The following is a 21,252-nucleotide window of genomic DNA, read 5'->3' as shown; positions in this document are numbered from 1 at the left end:
TTTATCATAATACAAATCATTAGAAATTTCAATACAATTATCAAATTATAATTAATTATGTTGATTTTAGCATTTAAACATATGGTCGTTTTCGAAACGTTTCATGAAATTTCCGCAACAACATTTGCCGCCGGTATGACACCGGCGGCAAATGTTGTGACAATAATTTTTCAGCGAAGCACGAAAACCACATGCAGACAAAATTGGGAGTCCCAGCACATGACGCCCTTCCCAACAGGCAGTCCCGTACCTTATACCGTTCTCCCATAAAAAAGGAAACCAGACCCACAAGGAAGTTTTCATCCCGCAAGAACGGGGCTGAAAGCAGGCTGCCCGCTTCCTCCGGCGGAGAGGGCACCGGAAAATCCACCGCGAAGGTTGTCTCTGTTATTTAGAGCCTGTCCACAAACGATCCGAGACAGCATCTGCGGACAGGTCCTTGGCGGGAAAAGCATATCACACGTTGGGGCTGTAATAGACCTGAAGCGACAAAGTATCGCCCGATGTATAGGTGCCTGCGTTCTGCGTGACGGTCAGCACACCGCCTGTATAGCTGATGGTGTAGTTGCCAAAGCCGGTGTATCCGCTCGTCATGGCGCTGTAGATTTTGGACATATAGTAATCGTTGGTGCTGTTTTCAAAATCGTGGCAATGAAGGGCAAAGCTTCCGGTCACCCCGCTAAGCACCGGCCATGCATTCATAGCCGGGTTGGTAGAGGTAACGGGAACATACGTGGTCGTACCGCCGTTGGCCACCGCAAGGCGCAGCCAGCTGATGCCGCGCACGGCGGCGTAACTGCCGCAGTTGTAACTGACGGAGGCCGGAGTCGAGGACGTTGCGGACGATGAGCTGACCGTGTTCAGTTCAAAGCCGGTTTTCACAACAAGATTGGAAAGGTCAAGGCCCCAATAGGCTGATTCACCATTCGAGGTAGTAGTGATACCGTCCAGCGTCTTATCGCTGTTGACCGGTGTGATGCTGACCTTGCCGGTCTTGATGGCAAAGAAATTGCCGCTCATGCTGCTGCCGGGATAGACATCGATCGACGCATTCGCGTACAGGACGATGTCCGCCTTGGAGGAAGACGACGGGTCCGCGACGACTTTGTAGAGCACCGGGTCGCTCGCTGTGTTATTGGCAAGCGTGGCACCGTTGAGCGCAACTGTAAAATCCGAATTGGCATAAGTTGTGTCTACTGTTACCGCCTGATCGAACGTAACGGCGATGGTCTCGGTCTGGGAATTGTCGTAAGTATTCATGTTGCTGTTGTAAGTGGAGGCGGGCGTGATGGTGTACGATCCGGTGGTCACGGCGTAACTGGCCGCGCTGGCCTTCAGCGCACTGCCCGAGGCAAACACCAAGGCGACAATGCAAACGGAGAGGGCGGCGGAAAGCGGTTTTCTGGTTTTTGCGATTTCCATGGGAATCTCCTTTCTCTGATGAGCCTTCACCCATCGACGGCGTTTTCAACGGCGTTTGGGTTGTATCGGGAAGCTGCTTGAATATGGCAAGGGCCGACCGCCGGGCGGCAGGCCTCTTAGCCGCGATTATGGGAGAAAGATGAATAATATGGTCTTTTATGTATTTTATTCCCACATCATTCTAATCCAAAAATATCCACAAGTCAATATAACTTGATAAAAAATATTATAAATTTTTATTATTATAAATAATATAACATTATATTGTAAAATGTATATTTACATTCCTTGAATTTTTATGATGAAGATGCTATAATGCTGTAAAATCAGCGGCTATTTGCAAGATCTGCTTTAGCATATTCGAAAAGAATCGTTACATTACAAAGCGTAATGAAATCAGGAGGGATTGTCAGAATGAAAAAGGCGCACTGCGGCATCTTAAAAAAAGCGCTGGCGGGCACACTGGCCGCGTCCATGATCGGCCTGCTGCCCATGACCGCTCTGGCGGACAGCTCCGGCGGCTATGGAAGCAACTGGCCGCTGCTTACCAGCGCGACCACAATGGGCAGCTCGAACACAGACTTCTACAACGCCGTCGCCCCCGCTCCCGGCGGCTGCATTGCCGTGGGATTTGAATCGGCAAGCGACGGCGACTGGGCGTCGTACAACCTCGCGGGAGGCGGCGTGATCGTGGGCTATACGGGCAGTGGCAGTTCCGCCAAGGTCTCATGGGTCAAGTCGCTTGTTACTACCGAAACTTTTACCACAACCAAATTTAGCACAGGGGCAGTACGCACAATCACCACCAACTATCTTTTCAACTTTAACGACATCTGCCGGCTCGCAGACGGCAGTTATATCGTCGTTGGAGACGACATGGCCCCTTCCATTTCCGATTCCACAAGCACAACCACATCGCTCAAAAGGCAAACCACTTACACCACCACCGACAACACCGGCAACAGCTACACCATTCGCAACTACCATGACGCAAGCGTCGATGGGAATGAGGGTGTTCTCCTCCATCTCGACGCTTCCGGCAAGATTCTGGACATTCAGGCGGTTGGCGGTTCGGGGGACGACCAGATCAAGACCGTTTCCGCCACCAGCGACGGCGGCTTTGTCGTTTCGGGCGCCACCACCTCCACGGACGGCGATTTTACCGGTGTCAATACCGCGTCCACCAAAGAATCTTTTGTCGGCAAATTCGGCTCCGACCTGTCCAAAGACTGGGTAAAATGCTATGACGGGATGGAGATCAACAGCGCCAGACCGGCCGTGGGCGGCGGCTACGTCCTCTCGGGAGATTCCAGCTATGGCACGGCCAGCCTGACGGACACGAGCGGGCATGCAACCACAATGTACGATACCAAAGGTGACGCCGTCGTCTGCAAGGCCGACGCGAAAGGAAATCTGGACTGGATCGCGCACGCGGGCGGAACCGCTGCCGACTACTTCAACAACACCATCCCCACCAGCGACGGCGGTTGCCTTGCCGTGGGGGTTTCCCAATCCGACGACCACGACATGGCCGACAGCGCGGGCAACAGCCTGAAAAAATCAATAGGCGAAAGCAGCTTTCCCGGGCAGGATGCCATTATCGCCAAATACGCCGCGGACGGCACCCGGGAGTGGTTCAAAAACTATGCCGGCACCGCCTGGTTTAACGCGTTCTATTCCGCCGTGCAGAATAACGACGGCAGTTATCTGGTTTATGGAGGCACCTCCGCTTCCACCGGCGCGGATATCGCAAGCGCGGATACCTCCCCGAACGGCGGCAAGGATTTCTGGTTTCTTTCCATTTCGCCTTCCGGTGCGCTGGAAAAGAGCGCTCTCCTGGGCGGCTCGGTAGATGAACAAGTAAAGAATTCGGACGGAGCGAATGCCCTGATCGACACCGGTACGCAGTATATGGCGGTGGGGATGACCTCTTCGGCGGACGGCCTTTTTACTAAAAATGAAGGTGTCGACGACGCCGCTCTCATGTTTCTAAACTATGACTATGATGGCGACGGCGTGCCCAACAATCTGGACTATTACCCCAACGACGCCACAAAGAGCCTTCCCCCGGCGGGAGCGCTCGACCCCGCCTCCACGGCTGCCAAAACGATCGGCGACGGCAGCACGAATACGGTTTCCGCCTCCGCCGACTCGCTGCTTACGGGCGACAACGGCGCGCAGTTGACCGCGAACCAGAACATCGCACTCAGGATCTCCGGTGCCACATTCAACGTGCCGGCCGGGCTTTTGAGCTATCTGATGCGGAACAACGGCGTCAGCAGCGTAACCCTCGGCGCCAAACTATCCGACGCCTCCGTTTCTCTCCAGGACGACGAAACGCTTATCGGCTCGTTTGAATTATCCATGACAGACAGCGCGGGCAACGCCCTGACGAACGACGACTTCGGCGGCAATGTGCAGGTATCATTCACCTTTCCGGCTTCGGAAGCCTCCAATTTTAATTCGGATAAAGTCACGACGCTCTACCATATCAAACCCGATGGCACGCGGGAACCAATCACGGGCGCGACCTTTACAAAAAACGCGGACGGTTCGCTGACCGTCACGTTCTTGACCAGCCACTGTTCCTCCTATGCGGTCGTGCAGACAGCAGATACGGCTAATAATGGCTCCACTGGCGGCTCCGGTACTACCGGCAGCACCGGCACAACCGGAACAACGACGGCCAGCACATCCTCCGCCGCCTCTACTCCTTCCATTGTCAGCAATCCGAAAACTGGTGATCCAGACGGTGGCGTGGGCTGTCACACAGCAAACGCACAGGCTAACCCGGCGCTGTGCATTCTGCTTGGCCTGCTTGGTATGAGCGCAATCGGAACTGCGTCTGTGGCATTCTTCCGCCGCCGGCACGGTTGATCTCAGAAACGTTTTGCAAATTTCGTTTTAGCAGAGCACAAAAGGCCACAGACACTGTTTTGCTTTGGTCTGCGGCCTTTTTGTCTGATTGTGGAACGGAAGCCATTGCAACAGCCCACCTAAACGTTTGATGCACCGCCTGAGCAAAGAAAGAACGTCGTTTTAGGTTTTCGCAAACAGCTTGAATCTTTTTCCCGTTTTCCTTTTCGATTACAAAAAATCAACAGCCCAGCTACAGTCAAAGTGACAGGAATATGCTGGCATGCTATAATTGTGTTAAAATCAGCGCGATGCTGTTCAAAGGAGGATAAAATGAATAAAGTTACACTGACCATTGATGGCATGATGTGTATGGGATGTAAGGGTAAAGTGGAAAAAGCACTGGAAGGTCTGAAAGGCGTTCATACCTACACGGTTGACCTATCGAACGGTAAGGCTTCTGTTGAATATGACTCCTCTCTGGTGACGCCCGATGTAATGAAAGTGGCAATTGAAGACAAAGGATTTTCCGTAATGTCCGTCGCGTGAAAAAGCGGACATACCGGTTTTCGAACAAGCCGCCTGCCATCGGATTCGTAAAGATGTTCGTATTTTGTTTGGACGAAACATTTGCCGGACATCGGGTCAAAACACAGCCGCATCTTCATACGATACGTCTCCGGTGCCTTGCATGGTTTGGGATTTTTGCCACACTCTGTAGCAAAAGAAAATGCTTCGCAAATCAAAACCACCAGTTTATAAACTGGTGGTTTTGATTTATGGATTAAAATCTGTGCGCAAAGCGTTTTAAGATAATGGAAATAGAGCCGATAACAACTTATAGAAACAGAAGAATAAGATCAGGTTTCATAATCTTGGAAAACCCACGACCGTTGTCCATCCACCCAAATGTGCGCTCTATACAGCAATCACAGCATCCATATGAATGCGCCCGTTTCTGTATATATACAGTATGGCACAAGATCTGCCACACAATGAAAATTTCCGATTTGTTTCGCGCGGCCATATGCATCCTATGCCCGCCTACAAGCAGATGTATTTTGCACTTTTCAACGCCGTCGCAATCACCCATTGACCAGCTCCAGGATGCCCAAAAGAAGGGATAAGGTAGATTGACAACGACGGTACACCATTGACTATTCCGCCTCCATCAAAAGATAAAAACGAAAGATACAGGATAAACGTCTTTTTCGGCCTTTCGCACCATGTTCGCCGTTCCGGCTCCTGCCGTCTGTTCCGGTCTGCGACTTTATCCGACTGTCGGGAAAGCCGTTCCATATCGGTTTAAGATATATGCTCCCTCCCTTGTAATTTCCACATTAAGGAAATATACCTTAAAATCAATATAGGCTATTCCCTTATTACATCATAAGCATAGAGGTGTTTACAATGTTTGAACAGATTCGTAACATGCAAGAGGATCGGGATTTGACACAAACACAGAGGTCTTCTTATCTGAATATCCATCAAACCGCATATTCCGACTGCGAAATCGGAAATTTGAACATTCCACTCCTGTGTTGATGAAAATAGCAGGTCTATTTGATACCAGCATTGATTATCTGGTCGGAAAAACCGATGAACGGAAACTCTACCCCAAATCCAAATGAACCCGACGGGTTTACCGTTCTTCCTGATTGTCTTTCAGTTTAAACAAAAAAATGATTGCGGCCGCCCCGGTCAGGCATATAGGGTGTTCTATGCTTTAGTCGTTGTAGCGCAAACGGTCTGGCGATTCATAGAGCCTCTCCCCCGCTTGTGTGCGAATATACTTGAAATTTGCGGAGATGTCCGTTTTCCCGCGAATTCTACTTTGTATTATAGTCGCCTTTGAAGATGACCGCAAACCGATTTTGCAAGATCAGTCGTCTTGCTTGATTGAACAGTCCCCATTTTTCATAGATTTGCAAAAATGATCAAGACAGCGCCATCCCATCGGGATATAATGAAATCATCGAATTGCATCGGAGGTGTCAGCGGATGAAACCAGAGTCTATGATTCAACAGGCACTGGATTATATTGAAAACCATTTGTCAGAAAACATCGGGCTGGACGAACTTGCACGGTATGTCTGCATGTCAAAATCCTCTTTTCACAGGCTGTTTCATCAAACGGTGGGTGAACCGGTCTATCAATACGTCCGCAGGCGTCGGATGGAATGCGCGGCTGACCGGCTGATTCAGACAAACCAGCCAATCATAGAAATCGCGTTAACCTGCCGGTATTCCTCGCAAGAGGCTTTTTCACGAGCGTTTCAACGGATTTACGCGCTTCCGCCGGGAAAATACCGGCGGCTGTTCGCAACCAAAAATCGGACTGTTATCCACCTGTGCACGCACACGCGCAGGTCGGCCCGGATGGCTGCCTGAACATGTTGATGGAGGAAACGATGAGCAATCTGATACCTGTTGTGATTGAACAAACGAACCATGGGGAACGATCTTACGATATTTTTTCGCGTTTACTGAATGATCGCATCGTGATGTTGAATGAACCTGTTTCAAGTGAGTCAGCCAGTCTGATCGTTGCGCAGATGCTGTTTCTGGAATCAGCCGACTGCGACAAAGATATCCAGTTTTATATCAATAGTCCCGGAGGTTCCGTTACGGATGCGTTTGCGATCCTCGATACGATGAATTATATCAAATGCGACGTTTCCACGATCTGCATCGGTATGGCGGCGAGCGCGGCATCTTTACTGCTTGTTGCGGGCACAAAAGGCAAACGATTTGCCCTGTGCAACAGTGAAGTCCTGATCCATCAGCCGTCTATCTCCGGCGGACTGCAGGGACAGGCGACGGAAATCAAAATTCACAGTGACTGGATGGACAAAACCAAACAGAAACTCAATCGGATATTCAGCGATCTCACAGGGCAGCCCTTGGAAACAATCGAACACGATATGGAACGTGACCATTATATGACGGCCGAAGGCGCCAAGGATTACGGCATCGTGGATGATATACTCACGCACCGCTGATAAGAGATATCCGCCAATTGGATCACCGCCGGTTTTTTCGGCGGTGGTTCTGTTTTTACTCTTTCACCGGATTTGCAAGTATGTTTAGGCGTGCGTCGCACGCGCGCGAGCAAAAAGCATTTTCCGCATACTTTGCATTGCTGAATATACAGTTTTCAGTCGCGCAGATTTATCCCATTATGTAGCCGGTCAATGCACTCATTCCAGATTTTATATTCAGCATATGCATATCAAAGGCGATACACCAAATTGACCCGGCGAATCAGCTTGTCCGCACTGTAATCCTGCTAAGAACACTCCACTATTCTTTCCGTGTTTGGGTAGCAAGATATTGTTTGACAGGATCGCTCCGCGCATGCTATTTGTATAAAAAATCCTGCGCCGGTCAGGCATGCCTTCACCGGTCAAAAATTTTCTGGCAGCTTTCTTTCAGAACATCCATATTTTGCGTCAGAAGGTTCGCTGGATAACAAATATTCTCCTTCATTTACGTTCACGATTCTTTTCGATGATGTACTGCTTATATCCACCCGACAGGTTATACACGTTCCTGAACCCGTTATTGATTAGAATGTTCTGCGCTGCATTACCCGATACACCTTTGTTGCAGTGGACAACGATCAGATCATCCTTGTGAAAGCCGGCAAGTTCGGAACGTATCTTTTGCAGCGGGATATGAAGCGAGCCCTCTATAAACCCCCTGTCTCTGTCCTTTTTATTTCTGACATCGATAATCGTGATCTTTTCCCCGGCCTGTTCTCTTTCAATCAGCTCATGTGTCGTCATAATCCTGCGCCCGCGATTCAGTGCGTTATCCAGTATCATGCCGGTATAAAGCACAGGGTCTTTAGTGGTCGCAAACGGTGGTGCATAGGCAAGGTCAAGATGAAAGAGATCGCCAGCCCTTGCGCCGTAGGTGATCGCCGTCACAAAAACGTCGATCCGCTTGTCAACCCCTTCGCCGCCCACGATTTGAACGCCCAGCAGTTTCTCGGTCTTCCGGTCTGCAACCGCCTTGATGGTCATTTCGGCGGAACCGGGGTAATAATCGGGCACGTTTGGCTTGATATTATGGATGACTTCAATGTCATAACCGAACTTCCGGGCCTCTTTTTCCGTCAGGCCGGTCATGGCAACGGAAAGACCGAATACTTTGAAAATGCCCGTTCCAAGCACACCTCTGAATTTCAGGCTGCCGCCGGTGATGACGTCCCCGGCGATACGTCCCATCTTGTTGGCCGTGGAACCCATCGGACGGTACATGGGGCTGCCTGTCACAAGAGAATAGACCTGTGCGCAATCGCCCACGGCATAAACATCGGGAAGGTTGGTCTGCATCCGGTTATCAACCTCAATGGCTCCGGTAATGCCCAGCTTCACGCCCATTGTTTTTGCGAGTTCTACTTCGGGTTTAATGCCGGCAGACCATATAAACAAGTCTGCCGGGATAGGCTCATGCCCCTCGACCATTACCGTCCGGGCCATCCCGTTACTATGCTGAAAACCGGTGACTTTAGCCGATGTCAGAACGTCAATGCCCTTCCCGGTCATGTATTTTTGCAGAATCGCGGCCATTTCGTCGTCCATCAGCGGCATGACATGACTGCTCAATTCAAGGATGGTTACCCCCATCTGCCGCTCTTTCAAGGCCACTGCCATTTCAAGGCCGATATATCCGCCACCGATGATGAGGGCTTTTTTTGCCGGATGCTCGGCAATGCAGGCGTCCACATCCACCGCGTTTTGCGGATTCTTGACGGTAAAGACGTTCCTGCTGCCGATACCGTCAAGCTGCGGCTTGAAGGGCTTTGAACCCGTCGCCCAAACCAGCCTGTCGTACGTATCCGTAAATTCTTCACCCGATATAAGGTTTCGCACACATAGGGTTTTCTGAGCGGAGTCAACCGTCAATACCTCGCAGCCCGTCTTTATCTCGACGTTGTACCGTTCCTTAAACCATCGCGCATCCCTAGGCGTCAGCTTGCCGATGTCGGAAGTTTCCCCACCCACAAAGTACGGCAGCCCGCACCCCGAATAGGATATGTAGCTGTCTTTTTCATAGATGGTGATTTGTGCGTCCTCGGTATTTCTTCTGGCCTTGGCCGCCGCCGATGTTCCCGCCGCGACGGAACCGACGATTACGATTTTCATTTTGATCCCCCATCTTTTTTCGGCAGTCCGTTTTCATCAAAGCATTTGCCTTTCAAATAGAGCGCGAGCCGCACAAGCAGGATCATGACCGGCACCTCGATCAGTGGGCCGATGACGGCGGCGAACGCCTGACCGGAGCTGATACCAAACACCGCGACCGATACGGCGATGGCAAGCTCAAAGTTGTTGCTTGCAGCGGTAAAGGAAAGCGTCGTTGTCTGATCGTATTTGAAACCGCGCTTATACGAAATAAAGAAGCTGATGGAAAACATCAGGACGAAGTAGATCAGCAGAGGAATCGCAATCCGTACCACATCAAGCGGCAGGGCAACAATCATACGCCCTTTGAGCATAAACATGATGACGATGGTATAGAGCAGCGCAAGCAGAGCGAGCGGTGAGATTTTCGGAATAAAGGTCTTGGTCAGCCATTCCTTCCCTTTGGCGCGCATAACGGCAAAGCGGGTGACAATACCCGCAACAAACGGGATGCCGAGATAAGTCAATACGCTGCGGGCAACTTCCAGAATCGAAACATGCACCGATTTCCCGCCCCATGAAAGATGAAGGATTCCCGGCAGCACTGTGATAAACAGCCAGATGTAGACCGAGTAAAGAAGGATTTGAAAGATGGCGTTGAGTGCCACCAGGGCAGCGCCATACTCATTATCGCCTTTCGCGAGCGTGTTCCAGATAATCACCATTGCAATGCAGCGGGCAAGTCCAATGACAATGATGCCAACGGCATACTCCGGCTTATCCGGCAAGAAAATCAGAGCCAAAATGAACATCAGGATTGGCCCGATAATCCAATTCTGCAAAAGAGAAAAGCCGAACACCTTTTTGTTGTTTGCCACCTTGCCGATTTCCTCGTATTTTACTCGAATCAGCGGTGGGTACATCATTAGAATCAGCCCTACTGCGATGGGCCATGAAGTCGTACCGGTGCTTAATTGATTGATGGCATCCGCCGCGCCGGGGAAAAAATTGCCCGCCGCCACACCGATTGCCATAGCTAAAAATATCCACAGTGTCAGAAAGCGGTCTAAAAAAGAAAGCCTACCACCCGCTTTTTCCATTTCTCTAATCCTCCTTAAAATAAATCGAAAGAGCCCGATATAATAGACGCTTTTCTATGTCTCAAATATGGACAAGCGCATAGAACGATTCGTTTAGCAGCAGTTTCCGTCGCTGGAACAGTCACAGGACGGCTTGGAACCGGTCAACATCCCTTTGATAATGGCAGCGGCGCATCCTACGCCGGGTGATACGGTAATGGCCGAAAACGCACAGTTTTTTGCGCAGGCCCCGCACTCCATGCAGCTATTGATGTCTATGATTTTTGCCTTTCCGTCGTCAAGCTCAAACACGCTGTGCGGGCAGACATTTACGCACATTCCGCAGCCCGTGCATTTATCGGCATCGAGCTTCAGCGTCACGACATCTTGAAGATACCGGTGTTTCATCATCTGTCACCTCATAAAATCGTTTCTACTAAACCGCTGACTACCAAGCTGACTACCAAAAGGATAATACCCAGAATGGAAGAAACCAGCATGGCGGGGATGGCAACGCGCATCTCCTTGTTGACACCGGATGGAGACGTATAGGTTGAGCTTCCGGTAAAGTTCATAGCTGTATATGCGGAAACAGCCGGCAACAATAGAATGAACGACAGTGTTCGTATAATTCCGAGCTGCGGCAGCCCACCACATAAAAGAAGGACCACCACAGTCCAGATAAGGCCGAGCAGAGCGCCTTTGAACGCAAAGGCCCGGCCCGGTATCCACGGGAGCAAAACAGGTGTCAGGACACAGCCTGTCACCACGGCCCCGAAAAATGCCACAAGCTCCGTCCAGCCGAAATTTCCAAGGCCAAAGGTGTTTAAAATGAACAGGATACCGAAAAAGATTGCCAGAGGCTTTACCCACCGGATCAGGTCGACGGGAGTGAGAACGGCTCTGTTTCTCATTGTAAACCGCACTTCGCGCATTTCCGGCGTCACTTTCATTTCGTTATCAAGGAACGCTTTAATGTCGTGAGCCCGAACCGGGCCGTATCGGACATGAAAACCGCTTTTCTTTGCAACCTCATAGGCCGCCACGCCGGTTGCACCGAGCTGCGGGAGAATGAGTGTCCGATGTTTGATAACTTTTTCAAGCCCTGCGGCTTCAATACGTCGCACCAGTTCGTCAGTGCCAAATGTACCTTTTCCGGCTGCGCACCAGACATTCACACCATTTGTATCGAGGACTAAAATCCAAAGGCTCAGGCCCGCCAGCTCTTTGCGCAGGCTGTCAAAAGTCAGCTTATAGTTGGCAGTGACCAGCACCGGTGAATTTTCCGCCGGTTTTCCGACACTGTAAAGGCCGGGAACAACTTTGTAGCTCATGCGCCCAAAACCCCAGCGTACCTGCCATGCCCCGAGAATATCCCTAAGGCTAAGCTCGGTGGAAACGCGGGGAACGGCCCCGACGAGCGTCTCGTTCAATCCGGCGATATATGGCGCATTGGGGATTGGGGCACTGCCGCAGCAACCGGAGGAACAAGAGCACTCGGCGGTTGTTTCATCCACTATGGATTCCATCCTGATACCTCTCACTATTTCGCACATTTGCAGGTTTCTTCCGAGTCATCGCAACACTGGTAGCAGATGTAATCAGACTTATCGCTCGTAATGCGGCTCCAGTAATCCGCAATCTGCTTCATTGTCTCGACATTGAGCGTATAGTGCATCCATGCGCCTTGCCGGTTGGCATTGACAATGCCGCACTCGGACAGCATTTTCATGTGGTAGGAAAGCGTCGGTTGTGTGATGTTGAGATGCTTCAAAATATCGCAGGCGCAGAGCTCCCCGCAGGATAACCTGTCAATGATTTTCAACCGGGTTTCATCCGATAGCGCCTTAAAAAGCAGCGCGACATCGGCGTAATTATTTTCCATATTTGCTCCCTGTATATAGATGATCGTAAATGATATTTATTTATGTCTATATGATATGCGTACTCACAGCATTTGTCAATCAAAATTTTAGAATTTCAAAGCTGCCCCGGGCCAACTTGGCCCGAGGTCTGCCTTTGCGGCCAAGATCGACTCAAAGCTGGCGCTCAAACCGTTCCGCCGGCAGATATTTCGACGGTGGGGTGACCTGCGTTTTGGGGGCATCTACATATTTGGGAGACTTCCAAAACTCGGCACATCTTCTTCACAGAATGCTCCCTGCTGCGTTCGGGAATTATATGGAAAAAAATGAAAAGTGGTAATTTTTAAATCAGTGGGCTTCAGGTGGCTTTAACCGCAAGTCGAACCTACCGGCTTTAGCCGGTAGTGGTTCAGTTGCAATATTGATTGTATCATATCCCAGCGACACCGCCATCTGCAACATAATTCCGGTGAAATACAGAAAGCGCTTTTATCAATGCCATGTAGCATGCTGCCATCTGGCAACGTTGCTTGACTGCAGTTAATTGCACTGCTCCTTTGCCTACGAAAAGAACGGCTTACAGCCACTTCATTGCGGACTTACAGTTATGAAAATATCATATATTGATTATTTTCAATTTGCGTTGATAGTGATCCTTATCATATGAATGTCGGACTTGCTTTATAGGATTCTTTAGTATTCATTGTACCACATTGATTTACTAAAGTGTAAGCCTTGTCTGAATTTTATTGCTCAACTTTACTTATTTTTTTATTTTCTTCAGCGACAAAATGCTCAAACAGCAGATTGAATGAATTTATCTCAGGTGTTTCTTTCTTCCAAATCAAATACGTAAAGGATATAGGGGCGGAAATATTCTTCGGCTCTACTAGTTTAATCTTTGATTGTTCAACATCTGCTATTATGTATACTGGCAAATATGAAACACCTTGATTAGCAATAATCAGGTCTTCTGTAGAGCGCACTGATGATATGCTTACAAAGTTTGTTTTGGGATAGATTTTTATAATTGTATCCTTAAGTTCATCCCAATAGGTCGGATGATTATCCGACAAAACTCTATATTTTTCAAAATACTCTCTTTCAGAATTCAAATTTGAGTTTTCAATTATATTGGGTACAATTAGTTGGATCCTACCCTCACATATATTTTTATAGTGTATACTTTTCATATTTGGTTCTTTTCGGTCTATGCCAATATCGTAATCACCCTCTGCAATGGCCTGTGGAATGTATTCTTCTAACACAGTAGTAGAGACATTGATATTGGGTTCTCTCTTGAAAAATAGGGGCAGAAATTTTGTGAGCAAATAATTGTCAATATAAGTGGTTACAACAATTTTTAATGTCGCTTTGTAATTTGATTCCATGTTCTTTATAGAATAAATACCTTTTTCATAAGTGTTAATTGTCTCTTTGGCAATGCCGCAAAAATATTGCCCTGCTTTTGTTAATATTATATTTCGACCAGATTGTTCTACTAGATCGACCCCTAGTAGTGCTTCAAGATTTTTTACATGATTGTAAACTGACGTTTGCGTTATAAATAGTTCGTCTGCCGCTTTTCTGTAATTCTGATATTTAGCTACTACTAAAAATGTGTAATACCATTCCAAATTCATGTCTGGCCCCCCTTTGATTCGCACAAAGACCAAAATATATGTCCTTTATATGATTATAAATAGTATAACACAAATCAATCTGCAATTCTATTGTTTCAAAAAACAGCAGTGTATTTAGCATCACTTCCAATGAATTGTAAAGCATTACTAAATGATTTGTTTAGTAATTTGAAATTTTATATTGTCGTATTTTGAAATATAATATTTACATAATATAGCAAGGAGGTTAAATATATGATAAGAATTCAAGACAGCACAGCTAGAGATGGAATGCAGCAACGCAATATAAACAAAAGTTTTAGAACAAAGCTGAAAGTTTTTGAACTAATTGGAGTGTCTAATATTGAGTCTGTTGAAATTGGAATGTGTGCATCTGCTGATGACTATGCAATGATCTCTGAGGAAGCGAAAAAATTAGACCCTCAGCAAGAAGTAGTTGTTCTAACAAGGCTTGTTAAACAGGATATCGATATTACAGCGAGACTTATCAAAAAGATACCTCGCCTTGTAATAAAATTATTGATCCCAATTTCTGATCTACATATTGAAAAAAAGTTGGGACTTACCAGGGAAGGCATGCGATACAAAATCAAAAAATGCCTTAGCTACATTAGCGACCTTGGAATAACGATTGATCTATGCTTCGAAGATGCTACACGGTCAGACAAGTTGTATCTTATGGAAATACTGCAAATGTGCGATCAATTTCCCATACATATGGTAACAATCGCAGATACCGTGGGTTGCATGGTTCCAGAAGAATTTGGAGCATTAATACATGAAATAAAAGCGGAAAACCATCGTTATGGCATAAGCGTACATTGCCATAATGATCTGGGATTAGCAACCGCCAATTCCATCGCGGGCGTGTTAAACGGTGCGGTCCAAGTTGAAACTACATTTCTTGGAATTGGGGAAAGAGCCGGGAATACCTCTATTGAGGAAATCAACTATATATTGAGTAAAAAATATGGTATAAAAACAAGTATTGATACACCCCGAATTTATTCAATTTCTAAAAAAATTGCTGAAGTATTGGGAGTATCAATTTCCGAAACAAAGCCTATGCTCGGTGATAATGTTTTTGTTCATGAGTCTGGAATACATCAAGATGGAATGATGAAGGATAGCAATATGTACCAATTCGCATTTCCAGAAGAATTTGGAATCAAAGTTGATCCATTGGATGCTACCATTAGCGGAATTTCAAGCTCGAAGTTAATATTAAGCAGAGCTTCAAAGGAATTTGGAAATTTGGAAGACATGAAAGATGTTATTGGTTTTTATAGAAAAGCAGCAAAAATTGTAAATCACATTACAATAGAAGAAGCCTGTGATTTATACAAGTTTATCCGTAACCGTCAAATCAACGGGCACGCCCCCCAAGGCATGAGGTTTTCAACATCCGCGCCATTGGGCGCTTCGGTGAAAATCTTTGTGAGGTACTCAAAAGGCACAAGACCATTCTCCCTGGCAGAGACGATCAAGCTGTAATAGATTGCGCTGGCTTTTGCACCGTTTGGCGTGTTGGAAAACAGCCAGTTCTTCCGTCCCATTACAAAAGGTCGAATGGCGTTTTCCGCGCGATTGTTACTGATTTCCAGCCGTCCGTCCAACAGATACCGCACAAGATACATGCGCTGTGACTGTGCATAATGGATTGCTTTACCCATCAGGGTTTTAGGCAGTTCCCGGAGCGATCCGACCCAGGCGTAGAACGCCTCAACCACCGGTTTACTTTGCTGTTCGCGTTCCTTCAAACGATCTTCCGGGGTCAGCAAAGTGAACTGTTTCTCCAAATGAAACAGCCTGTCACAGTAAGCAATCCCCTTTGCGGCGTCAGACGATTTCCGTTTATCCTTCGGCAGTGTTTGCAGCGCTTCGTCAAATTTCCGACGCAGATGCGCCCAACAGCCCACCACGGTGATTCGGTCAGGCAGCTTGTGGTATCCGTCATAACCATCTGCATGGAGAAAACCTGAAAAATCCTCTAAGAAGTCTTTCGGACGGATATGCTTTCGATCCCGCTGGTAGTCATACAGCACAATCTGGCGCTTAGCCTCGCCGCTTGTACGATAAAGCCACATGTAACTTTTACTCTGGGCGGGCTTGCCGTCCTCATGCAGCACCTGAAGGGTGGTTTCGTCTGCGTGAAGGACTTGATGATTGCATAGCTGTCGCTTCATTTCCTGATAAATTGGCTCCAGCCAATCTTCACAGGCTCTGATGAGCCAGTTGGACATGGTTTGACGTGAGAGCAGAATGCCGCTTTGCGCCCACTCCTGCTCTTGCCGATAAAGCGGGCTGCCCATCACAAATTTTTGCACGGCGATATGGGCGACGGATTCGGGTGATGCGAACCCTCCCTTGATGACGGGTTTTGGCATCTCCGCCTTGACAATCGGCACACGATCAGAGGACTCCTCGCAGTGGCGGCAGGCATAGACGTGCCGTACATGGCGTACAATCACGGCTTTTGCCGGGATGATTTTCAGTTCCTCACGGATGTCTTCCCCCATTTTGTGCAGAGGACAACCGCAGTCCGGACAGATACGCGCCTCGATCGGCAGCTCGTGTTCAATGGTCTCAACAGGTAAATCTTCCGGCAACTTGTCGGTGGTCAGGCGCGTCTTTCTGCGGTAATGCGCCTTGACCTCGGTGGTTTCCGGCTCTGGCACGGTCAAATCGGCGGTTTGCTCTGCTTCGTTAAACAGACATAATTGTTCGTTGTCCGTCTGTTCACTGGACGCGCCGAATTGCTTACGTTTGGCCAGGCGGAATTGCTCCATCAGCCACTGAATCTGCTGTTTTAGCTCGGCAATCTGCTCCGCCTGTTTGAGAAAATTCTCGTAAACAGAAAGCGGTATTTCAATTGTTTTTCTTGTTTTTCCATTCTCTAATTATACCGGAAAAACCGCATAGAATCAAGAAAAACGGCATTTTCGTATCCCGATGTGTTACGAAATATTGTGTTCAAGAACTTCGCTGCGGCGAAGCTTTTTCTCCAGCCTTGCGCCATCGATCAGACAAGACAGTTCCTCACTGTTCAGCGTCATTGTGGTTTCCTCGTCTGACGACGGCCAGCGGAAATGTCCGCGTTCCAGCCGTTTGAAATACAGCCAAAAGCCATCGCCGTCCCACTCCAGTATTTTCAGGCGGTCACGGCTTCGGTTGCAGAACACGAACAGCGCGTCGACAAAAGGGTCGAGAGAAAAACTGTGCTGCACAAGCGTCATTAGCCCGTTGATCGATTTCCTCATATCCGTGCACCCACAGCAAAGATACACAGGTTTTTCTCCGAACTGCATCACAGCGATCTCAGGATGCGGCAGACTCTCGCCAGCAATTCCAGGTCGGTTTGGGCATTTGCAAGGATATGGCAGCCGGCGATTTCAATGTCTAGGGTGCCTTCGCCGGCAGTAACAGATTTTGCTTCCGTAAGCTGCGTCCAGCCGTCCGGCACAAGCCCGGTTCCGCGCTTTTGTTTCTCCATAAGCTCCATGCAGGCAGCTTCCCGTACTTTTTTCTGCCTGTAGTAATAGGTGGCCTTGCTGATGTTTTTTTCTTCGCAAAATGCGTCCACGCTCTGCCCGCCAGCTATTCGCTCCTTTACCGCCTCGCCCCACTCTGATAGCCGGAACTCCCTCGCGATTTTTTGCGTATCCATTTTATTCACTCCAATTTGGTCCAAAACACTCCATTACATGTTTTGAACCCTTTTGAAGTTCATTGTACCTTCCCCGACACCATGCTTACAAGGTGCGCGCGGTCTTGACGGTTACGTTTATCCACCTATTACAGCACATATGACTTTCAATACAACACTATTTCTAATAACAATTTCTATGGGAGGGTGCAAAATGAACATTGTTACCAATATTAACACTTGCATTGATGAAATATTAGAGCATATGCAAAAAGGCAATCCAATCATTATTCCTACAGACACTAATTATAATCTAGCCTGCCTCGCAAATTCCGCAGAAGCAATCGATAAGATATTTAAATATAAGAAACGTCCTAAAAACAAAGCACTTTCCTTGTTTTTCCTTGATCCAAGCGATTGGAATAAATATGGGATATGCGATAATGAAAGAATAATCGAGAGATTAGCTGAAACTTTTTGGCCCGGTCCGTTGAATATCATTATTAACAAAAGGAATTCAGATTATGACTATATGTTAAATAACAAAAGTACAATTGCATTGGGAAGTGTCTCAAACCCAACATGGAGAGAGTTTATGAGCCACTTAAATGGTGAACCTATCGCAATTACTTCAGCTAACATATCTGGGACCGTAGATAATACATTAGTCACAAAAGAAATTGCAATTTCTCAAATGAAAAACTGTGTTGATTTTTTTATCGAATCCAGCAATGCTATCTCAACATCAAAATCTAGTACTATTGTTTCAGTAATAGATAATACTGTGAAACTGATCAGAGAAGGAGATATTGACAAAAAAGCACTGGACAATGCGCTACATGTGGAGGAAATTACTGTTGAATAAGCAAATCAAAATTCAAATATCTTTGTATCGCATTTTTTCAAGAGCTTATTTTCACCTTCCTTTTTTGGTTATCTATTTTTACAAATTAGGATTCAATTTGATTACAATTGAATGTATTATGGCTGTCTATGGATTGGCAATATTTATGTACACAAGAGTTCTTCCAATTAAATATCGGCTTTCATCTCATCTCTCCTGCAAAAAAATTCTATTATTAAGTGAAGGGTCAAAATGCATCGGACTATTATTAATGATTTTAGTCCAAGATGTCTTTATAATCTGCTGTGCTCAAGTATTTCTAGGGTTGGGATATGGGATTTCTGCTGGCAGTGATACAAGATTGATCAATTACTATATTGATGATGGAGGAAAATTTCAAGCAAAAAGTAACAGTTTTATGTTTGCCTCCCTTCTCATAGCAGGTCTAACTGGAAGTTTCTTGTTTAATATTGATACACGGATTCCTTTCGCAGCAAGTATAATAGCTGATGTAATAACAGGAATTGTATGCTTAAATCTTCCAAAAGAACCCGGGAAAGTCGATTTAATTAGTAATCGAAAGAGCAATGTCCAATTGACATCAACTGAAAAAAAGTATATTACTGTATACTGCCTTACCCGTGGTATAATATTGACATTCTTCACGGGATTTCTTCCTTATCACTTGTTTATTGACTTAAAGATTCCAATATATGGATTTATAGCAATATTGACAAGCTATACGTTTTTAGGTAATATATCGTCAAATTTCATTGCAGGAAAACTAAAACCTGGATACGCTATGAATTCAATGAATATATGCCTCCTCGCTTCAGTTGCAATGTATTTTTCAAATGATTTGTTGTTGATTATTGTTGCAACGATATTACTCGGCTTATCATCCGGTGCAACACGTCCGGTATGCATGACTGGATTACGAAACGCCGGGTCAAATATACCCAGAATGTCAAATATAATGGAAAGCATCTATTCCATTATAAATATTACATTGCTTATAACGGGAGGGATATTGTACCAATATTATGGATTTCGTGTTTTTCAGACTTTGCTATTATTAATGTTTGGTTTGTATATTTTATTATATATCTATTATATTAAAAGGAGTGGCGATATGAAAATTTTAATTAATAAGGAAAATGGATATTTACCCAGGAAGTACTCCAAACATGCAGAAGACATATATAAGTTAAAGGATATTCCGGTTATATCGTTTCCCATTACCTTTAAGGAAAAACCTGCAGGCACAAAGTCTTTTGCAATTTCAATGATAGATTATGATGCCGTTTCTGTTTGTGGTTTCCCATGGATTCATTGGGTCGTGTGTAATATTCCAGGAAACATATCAGAATTGCCTGAAAACGCAAGTGTTAACAATATTCTAAAAATAACTCAAGGAAAAAACAGTTTTTCATCACACCTCATTGCGGAAATTGACTCCAATATCACATGCCACTATGCCGGTCCCACTCCGCCAGATAAAGATCATAAATACACCATTGACGTCTATGCTCTAGACTGCGAGGTGATTGATCTAAAAGATGGGTTCTATTTAAACGAGCTATATGAAAAAATTGAAAACCACATATTAGCTAAAACCTCGGAAATAGTTGTCGGGCAGTACTAAATGACTTTATTATTGCGAAAATCTGTTTATTGATCGCATCTTGTTGTATTTCAAGGTTAAGAGGTTATCACTCATTGTTGATAATCCGTGCTATCAAGAACCGGCCCGGAAAAGCAATGCTCCGGGCCGGTTTAAGGGTAAAAAATTTCCGATAAAAAGGGCTGGAAACCGCGTTCGGGCATTTAGCTTTCTGATCGCGGCGCGGATCGAATTCCTGATAAAAATGGCAAGCGATAGAAAAGTATATGTTTTTCCCCGTTTTTGCACTTTTCCTGTATCAGAAAAATTCAAGAACTTCGCTTGTTGGGGACACCCCAAACCCCATTTGCATACTGGCAGTTTCCTGCACAGAGATCAAAATCACCGGTTAAACCGGTGGTTTGAACAAGCCCTATAAAGGCATATCTCCTGTGGTAGCGCCTTAAAAGGCGCACCGAATCGGCCTGGCGATCACACTTTTATTACGGGTTGCCCCCTATTCGGGGGCTTTTTTATGCCTCCCGATTCTTGCCACCTGTGAACGGGTCTACGAACTCTTTATTGTGATAGACTTTTTACGTCATCCATTTGACAGAAACCTCCTATGCTATCTTCCGTTGGCTGCCAGACCTTCGTTAGTGTAGCATCGGAGGTTGTCTTTGTGTCCTATAAGGTTTTTTATCCACCCCCAGTTCAACTGGGGGTTTTGTCTTACCTGTTCAGCAACAACGAAAATAGGAGCAACCTTTCGGTTACTCCTATTCGCGGAATGTTCAGTGTCGTTATGAACACTCGACATGTGTATAGATCTAGCTTTTGAGACGATTTCAACAAAAGTAACACGTTTTTACACGTTTTACACGATTGCACACGATTACTTAAAACGTGTATATCGTGTAATTATTATATCACGATCATTATATTTGCTACACTATTAAATAGTTATATTTCAAGCTCTTTCTTCAGATTGCGTTACACTCTTCAAAAAATACAGGAATACGGTGAATGTTAAACTGCAATAGAACTGTTATTATGTTAAAATAGATATGTATTTATTTCTAAGACTAAACATTTGGATTAAATATGATATGCTTTTATTTTCCAGCTATTACAACTTAGAAAGTAGACATAAAAATTTTGA

General features: G+C 46.2%; 16 protein-coding genes and 1 pseudogene. 7 read left to right on the top strand and 10 right to left on the bottom strand.

The window, feature by feature from the left end; genetic code table 11:
* Positions 1–456: 456 nt before the first annotated feature.
* A complete protein-coding gene (locus tag ETHHA_RS04995) occupies positions 457–1,422 on the bottom strand; it encodes a hypothetical protein (RefSeq protein WP_013484898.1) in 966 nt (321 codons plus the stop codon).
* A gap of 414 nt (positions 1,423–1,836) precedes the next feature.
* On the opposite strand from ETHHA_RS04995, the gene ETHHA_RS04990 reads away from it, so the two are divergent.
* From ETHHA_RS04990 to ETHHA_RS04975, 4 genes are all read left to right on the top strand, one after another.
* A complete protein-coding gene (locus ETHHA_RS04990) occupies positions 1,837–4,299 on the top strand; it encodes a hypothetical protein (protein WP_013484897.1) in 2,463 nt (820 codons plus the stop codon).
* A 312-nt stretch (positions 4,300–4,611) separates the two neighbouring features.
* Positions 4,612–4,827 carry a heavy-metal-associated domain-containing protein gene (locus ETHHA_RS04985; protein WP_013484896.1) on the top strand — a complete coding sequence of 72 codons (216 nt, stop codon included), beginning with the start codon at positions 4,612–4,614 and terminating at the stop codon, positions 4,825–4,827.
* A gap of 1,452 nt (positions 4,828–6,279) precedes the next feature.
* On the top strand, positions 6,280–6,669 hold the full coding sequence (locus ETHHA_RS04980) for a helix-turn-helix domain-containing protein (RefSeq protein WP_013484894.1): 390 nt from the start codon (positions 6,280–6,282) through the stop codon (positions 6,667–6,669).
* Positions 6,670–6,689: 20 nt separating this feature from the next.
* Positions 6,690–7,280, top strand: a complete 591-nt coding sequence (locus tag ETHHA_RS04975) for an ATP-dependent Clp protease proteolytic subunit (RefSeq protein ID WP_013484893.1) — start codon at positions 6,690–6,692, stop codon at positions 7,278–7,280.
* A 483-nt stretch (positions 7,281–7,763) separates the two neighbouring features.
* On the opposite strand, the gene ETHHA_RS04970 is transcribed toward ETHHA_RS04975, so the two are convergent.
* The 6 genes from ETHHA_RS04970 to ETHHA_RS04945 all read right to left on the bottom strand — a co-directional run bounded on the left by ETHHA_RS04970 (position 7,764) and on the right by ETHHA_RS04945 (position 13,997).
* A complete protein-coding gene (locus ETHHA_RS04970; RefSeq protein WP_013484892.1) occupies positions 7,764–9,431 on the bottom strand; it encodes an FAD-dependent oxidoreductase in 1,668 nt (555 codons plus the stop codon).
* The gene (gene arsB / locus ETHHA_RS04965; RefSeq protein ID WP_013484891.1) at positions 9,428–10,510 is read right to left on the bottom strand and encodes an ACR3 family arsenite efflux transporter; all 1,083 of its coding nucleotides are present in this window, start codon (positions 10,508–10,510) and stop codon (positions 9,428–9,430) included. Before arsB ends, ETHHA_RS04970 begins: the two co-directional genes overlap by 4 nt.
* 93 nt (positions 10,511–10,603) lie before the next feature.
* Positions 10,604–10,897: a mercury methylation ferredoxin HgcB gene (hgcB, locus tag ETHHA_RS04960; RefSeq protein WP_041686673.1), complete on the bottom strand. Its 294-nt coding sequence runs from the start codon at positions 10,895–10,897 to the stop codon at positions 10,604–10,606.
* An 11-nt stretch (positions 10,898–10,908) separates the two neighbouring features.
* Positions 10,909–12,018, bottom strand: coding sequence for a mercury methylation corrinoid protein HgcA (gene hgcA / locus ETHHA_RS04955; protein WP_013484889.1), 1,110 nt, complete (start codon positions 12,016–12,018; stop codon positions 10,909–10,911).
* 14 nt (positions 12,019–12,032) lie between these two features.
* Positions 12,033–12,374, bottom strand: a complete 342-nt coding sequence (locus tag ETHHA_RS04950) for an ArsR/SmtB family transcription factor (RefSeq protein ID WP_013484888.1) — start codon at positions 12,372–12,374, stop codon at positions 12,033–12,035.
* 726 nt (positions 12,375–13,100) lie between these two features.
* Complete coding sequence (locus ETHHA_RS04945) at positions 13,101–13,997, bottom strand: LysR family transcriptional regulator (protein ID WP_013484887.1); 897 nt, start codon at positions 13,995–13,997, stop codon at positions 13,101–13,103.
* Positions 13,998–14,231: 234 nt separating this feature from the next.
* Here ETHHA_RS04945 and ETHHA_RS16310 point away from each other — a divergent pair.
* A pseudogene (locus ETHHA_RS16310) lies at positions 14,232–15,161 on the top strand (LeuA family protein); the annotation flags it as partial.
* 197 nt (positions 15,162–15,358) lie between these two features.
* Here ETHHA_RS16310 and tnpC read toward each other — a convergent pair.
* From tnpC to tnpA, 3 genes are all read right to left on the bottom strand, one after another.
* Positions 15,359–16,786, bottom strand: coding sequence for an IS66 family transposase (tnpC, locus tag ETHHA_RS04940; RefSeq protein ID WP_242822087.1), 1,428 nt, complete (start codon positions 16,784–16,786; stop codon positions 15,359–15,361).
* Between the two features lie 168 nt (positions 16,787–16,954).
* Positions 16,955–17,305: an IS66 family insertion sequence element accessory protein TnpB gene (tnpB, locus tag ETHHA_RS04935; protein ID WP_013484563.1), complete on the bottom strand. Its 351-nt coding sequence runs from the start codon at positions 17,303–17,305 to the stop codon at positions 16,955–16,957.
* Complete coding sequence (tnpA, locus tag ETHHA_RS04930) at positions 17,305–17,664, bottom strand: IS66 family insertion sequence element accessory protein TnpA (RefSeq protein ID WP_013484562.1); 360 nt, start codon at positions 17,662–17,664, stop codon at positions 17,305–17,307. The genes tnpB and tnpA overlap by 1 nt, the downstream gene beginning before the upstream one ends.
* Before the next feature lie 193 nt (positions 17,665–17,857).
* Between tnpA and ETHHA_RS04925 the strand changes: the two genes are divergently transcribed.
* Both ETHHA_RS04925 and ETHHA_RS15820 read left to right on the top strand, forming a co-directional pair.
* The gene (locus ETHHA_RS04925) at positions 17,858–18,508 is read left to right on the top strand and encodes an L-threonylcarbamoyladenylate synthase (RefSeq protein WP_013484885.1); all 651 of its coding nucleotides are present in this window, start codon (positions 17,858–17,860) and stop codon (positions 18,506–18,508) included.
* A 97-nt stretch (positions 18,509–18,605) separates the two neighbouring features.
* Positions 18,606–20,132, top strand: coding sequence for a YbhB/YbcL family Raf kinase inhibitor-like protein (locus tag ETHHA_RS15820; protein WP_199850101.1), 1,527 nt, complete (start codon positions 18,606–18,608; stop codon positions 20,130–20,132).
* Positions 20,133–21,252 lie beyond the last annotated feature (1,120 nt).

Source organism: Ethanoligenens harbinense YUAN-3 (genome assembly GCF_000178115.2).
Classification (GTDB): domain Bacteria; phylum Bacillota; class Clostridia; order Oscillospirales; family Ethanoligenentaceae; genus Ethanoligenens; species Ethanoligenens harbinense.
Note: the sequence above shows the minus strand (reverse complement) of the source record. Positions and strands in the feature narration are given on the sequence as shown.

Bases quoted from the DNA above. Each gene is read 5' to 3' on its own strand.
- ETHHA_RS04995 (WP_013484898.1), bottom strand. From the start codon at position 1,422: ATGGAAATCGCAAAAACCAGAAAACCGCTTTCCGCCGCCCTCTCCGTT.
- ETHHA_RS04990 (WP_013484897.1), top strand. From the start codon at position 1,837: ATGAAAAAGGCGCACTGCGGCATCTTAAAAAAAGCGCTGGCGGGCACA.
- ETHHA_RS04985 (WP_013484896.1), top strand. From the start codon at position 4,612: ATGAATAAAGTTACACTGACCATTGATGGCATGATGTGTATGGGATGT.
- ETHHA_RS04980 (WP_013484894.1), top strand. From the start codon at position 6,280: ATGAAACCAGAGTCTATGATTCAACAGGCACTGGATTATATTGAAAAC.
- ETHHA_RS04975 (WP_013484893.1), top strand. From the start codon at position 6,690: ATGAGCAATCTGATACCTGTTGTGATTGAACAAACGAACCATGGGGAA.
- ETHHA_RS04970 (WP_013484892.1), bottom strand. From the start codon at position 9,431: ATGAAAATCGTAATCGTCGGTTCCGTCGCGGCGGGAACATCGGCGGCG.
- arsB (WP_013484891.1), bottom strand. From the start codon at position 10,510: ATGGAAAAAGCGGGTGGTAGGCTTTCTTTTTTAGACCGCTTTCTGACA.
- hgcB (WP_041686673.1), bottom strand. From the start codon at position 10,897: ATGAAACACCGGTATCTTCAAGATGTCGTGACGCTGAAGCTCGATGCC.
- hgcA (WP_013484889.1), bottom strand. From the start codon at position 12,018: ATGGAATCCATAGTGGATGAAACAACCGCCGAGTGCTCTTGTTCCTCC.
- ETHHA_RS04950 (WP_013484888.1), bottom strand. From the start codon at position 12,374: ATGGAAAATAATTACGCCGATGTCGCGCTGCTTTTTAAGGCGCTATCG.
- ETHHA_RS04945 (WP_013484887.1), bottom strand. From the start codon at position 13,997: ATGAATTTGGAATGGTATTACACATTTTTAGTAGTAGCTAAATATCAG.
- tnpC (WP_242822087.1), bottom strand. From the start codon at position 16,786: ATGGAGCAATTCCGCCTGGCCAAACGTAAGCAATTCGGCGCGTCCAGT.
- tnpB (WP_013484563.1), bottom strand. From the start codon at position 17,305: ATGCAGTTCGGAGAAAAACCTGTGTATCTTTGCTGTGGGTGCACGGAT.
- tnpA (WP_013484562.1), bottom strand. From the start codon at position 17,664: ATGGATACGCAAAAAATCGCGAGGGAGTTCCGGCTATCAGAGTGGGGC.
- ETHHA_RS04925 (WP_013484885.1), top strand. From the start codon at position 17,858: ATGAACATTGTTACCAATATTAACACTTGCATTGATGAAATATTAGAG.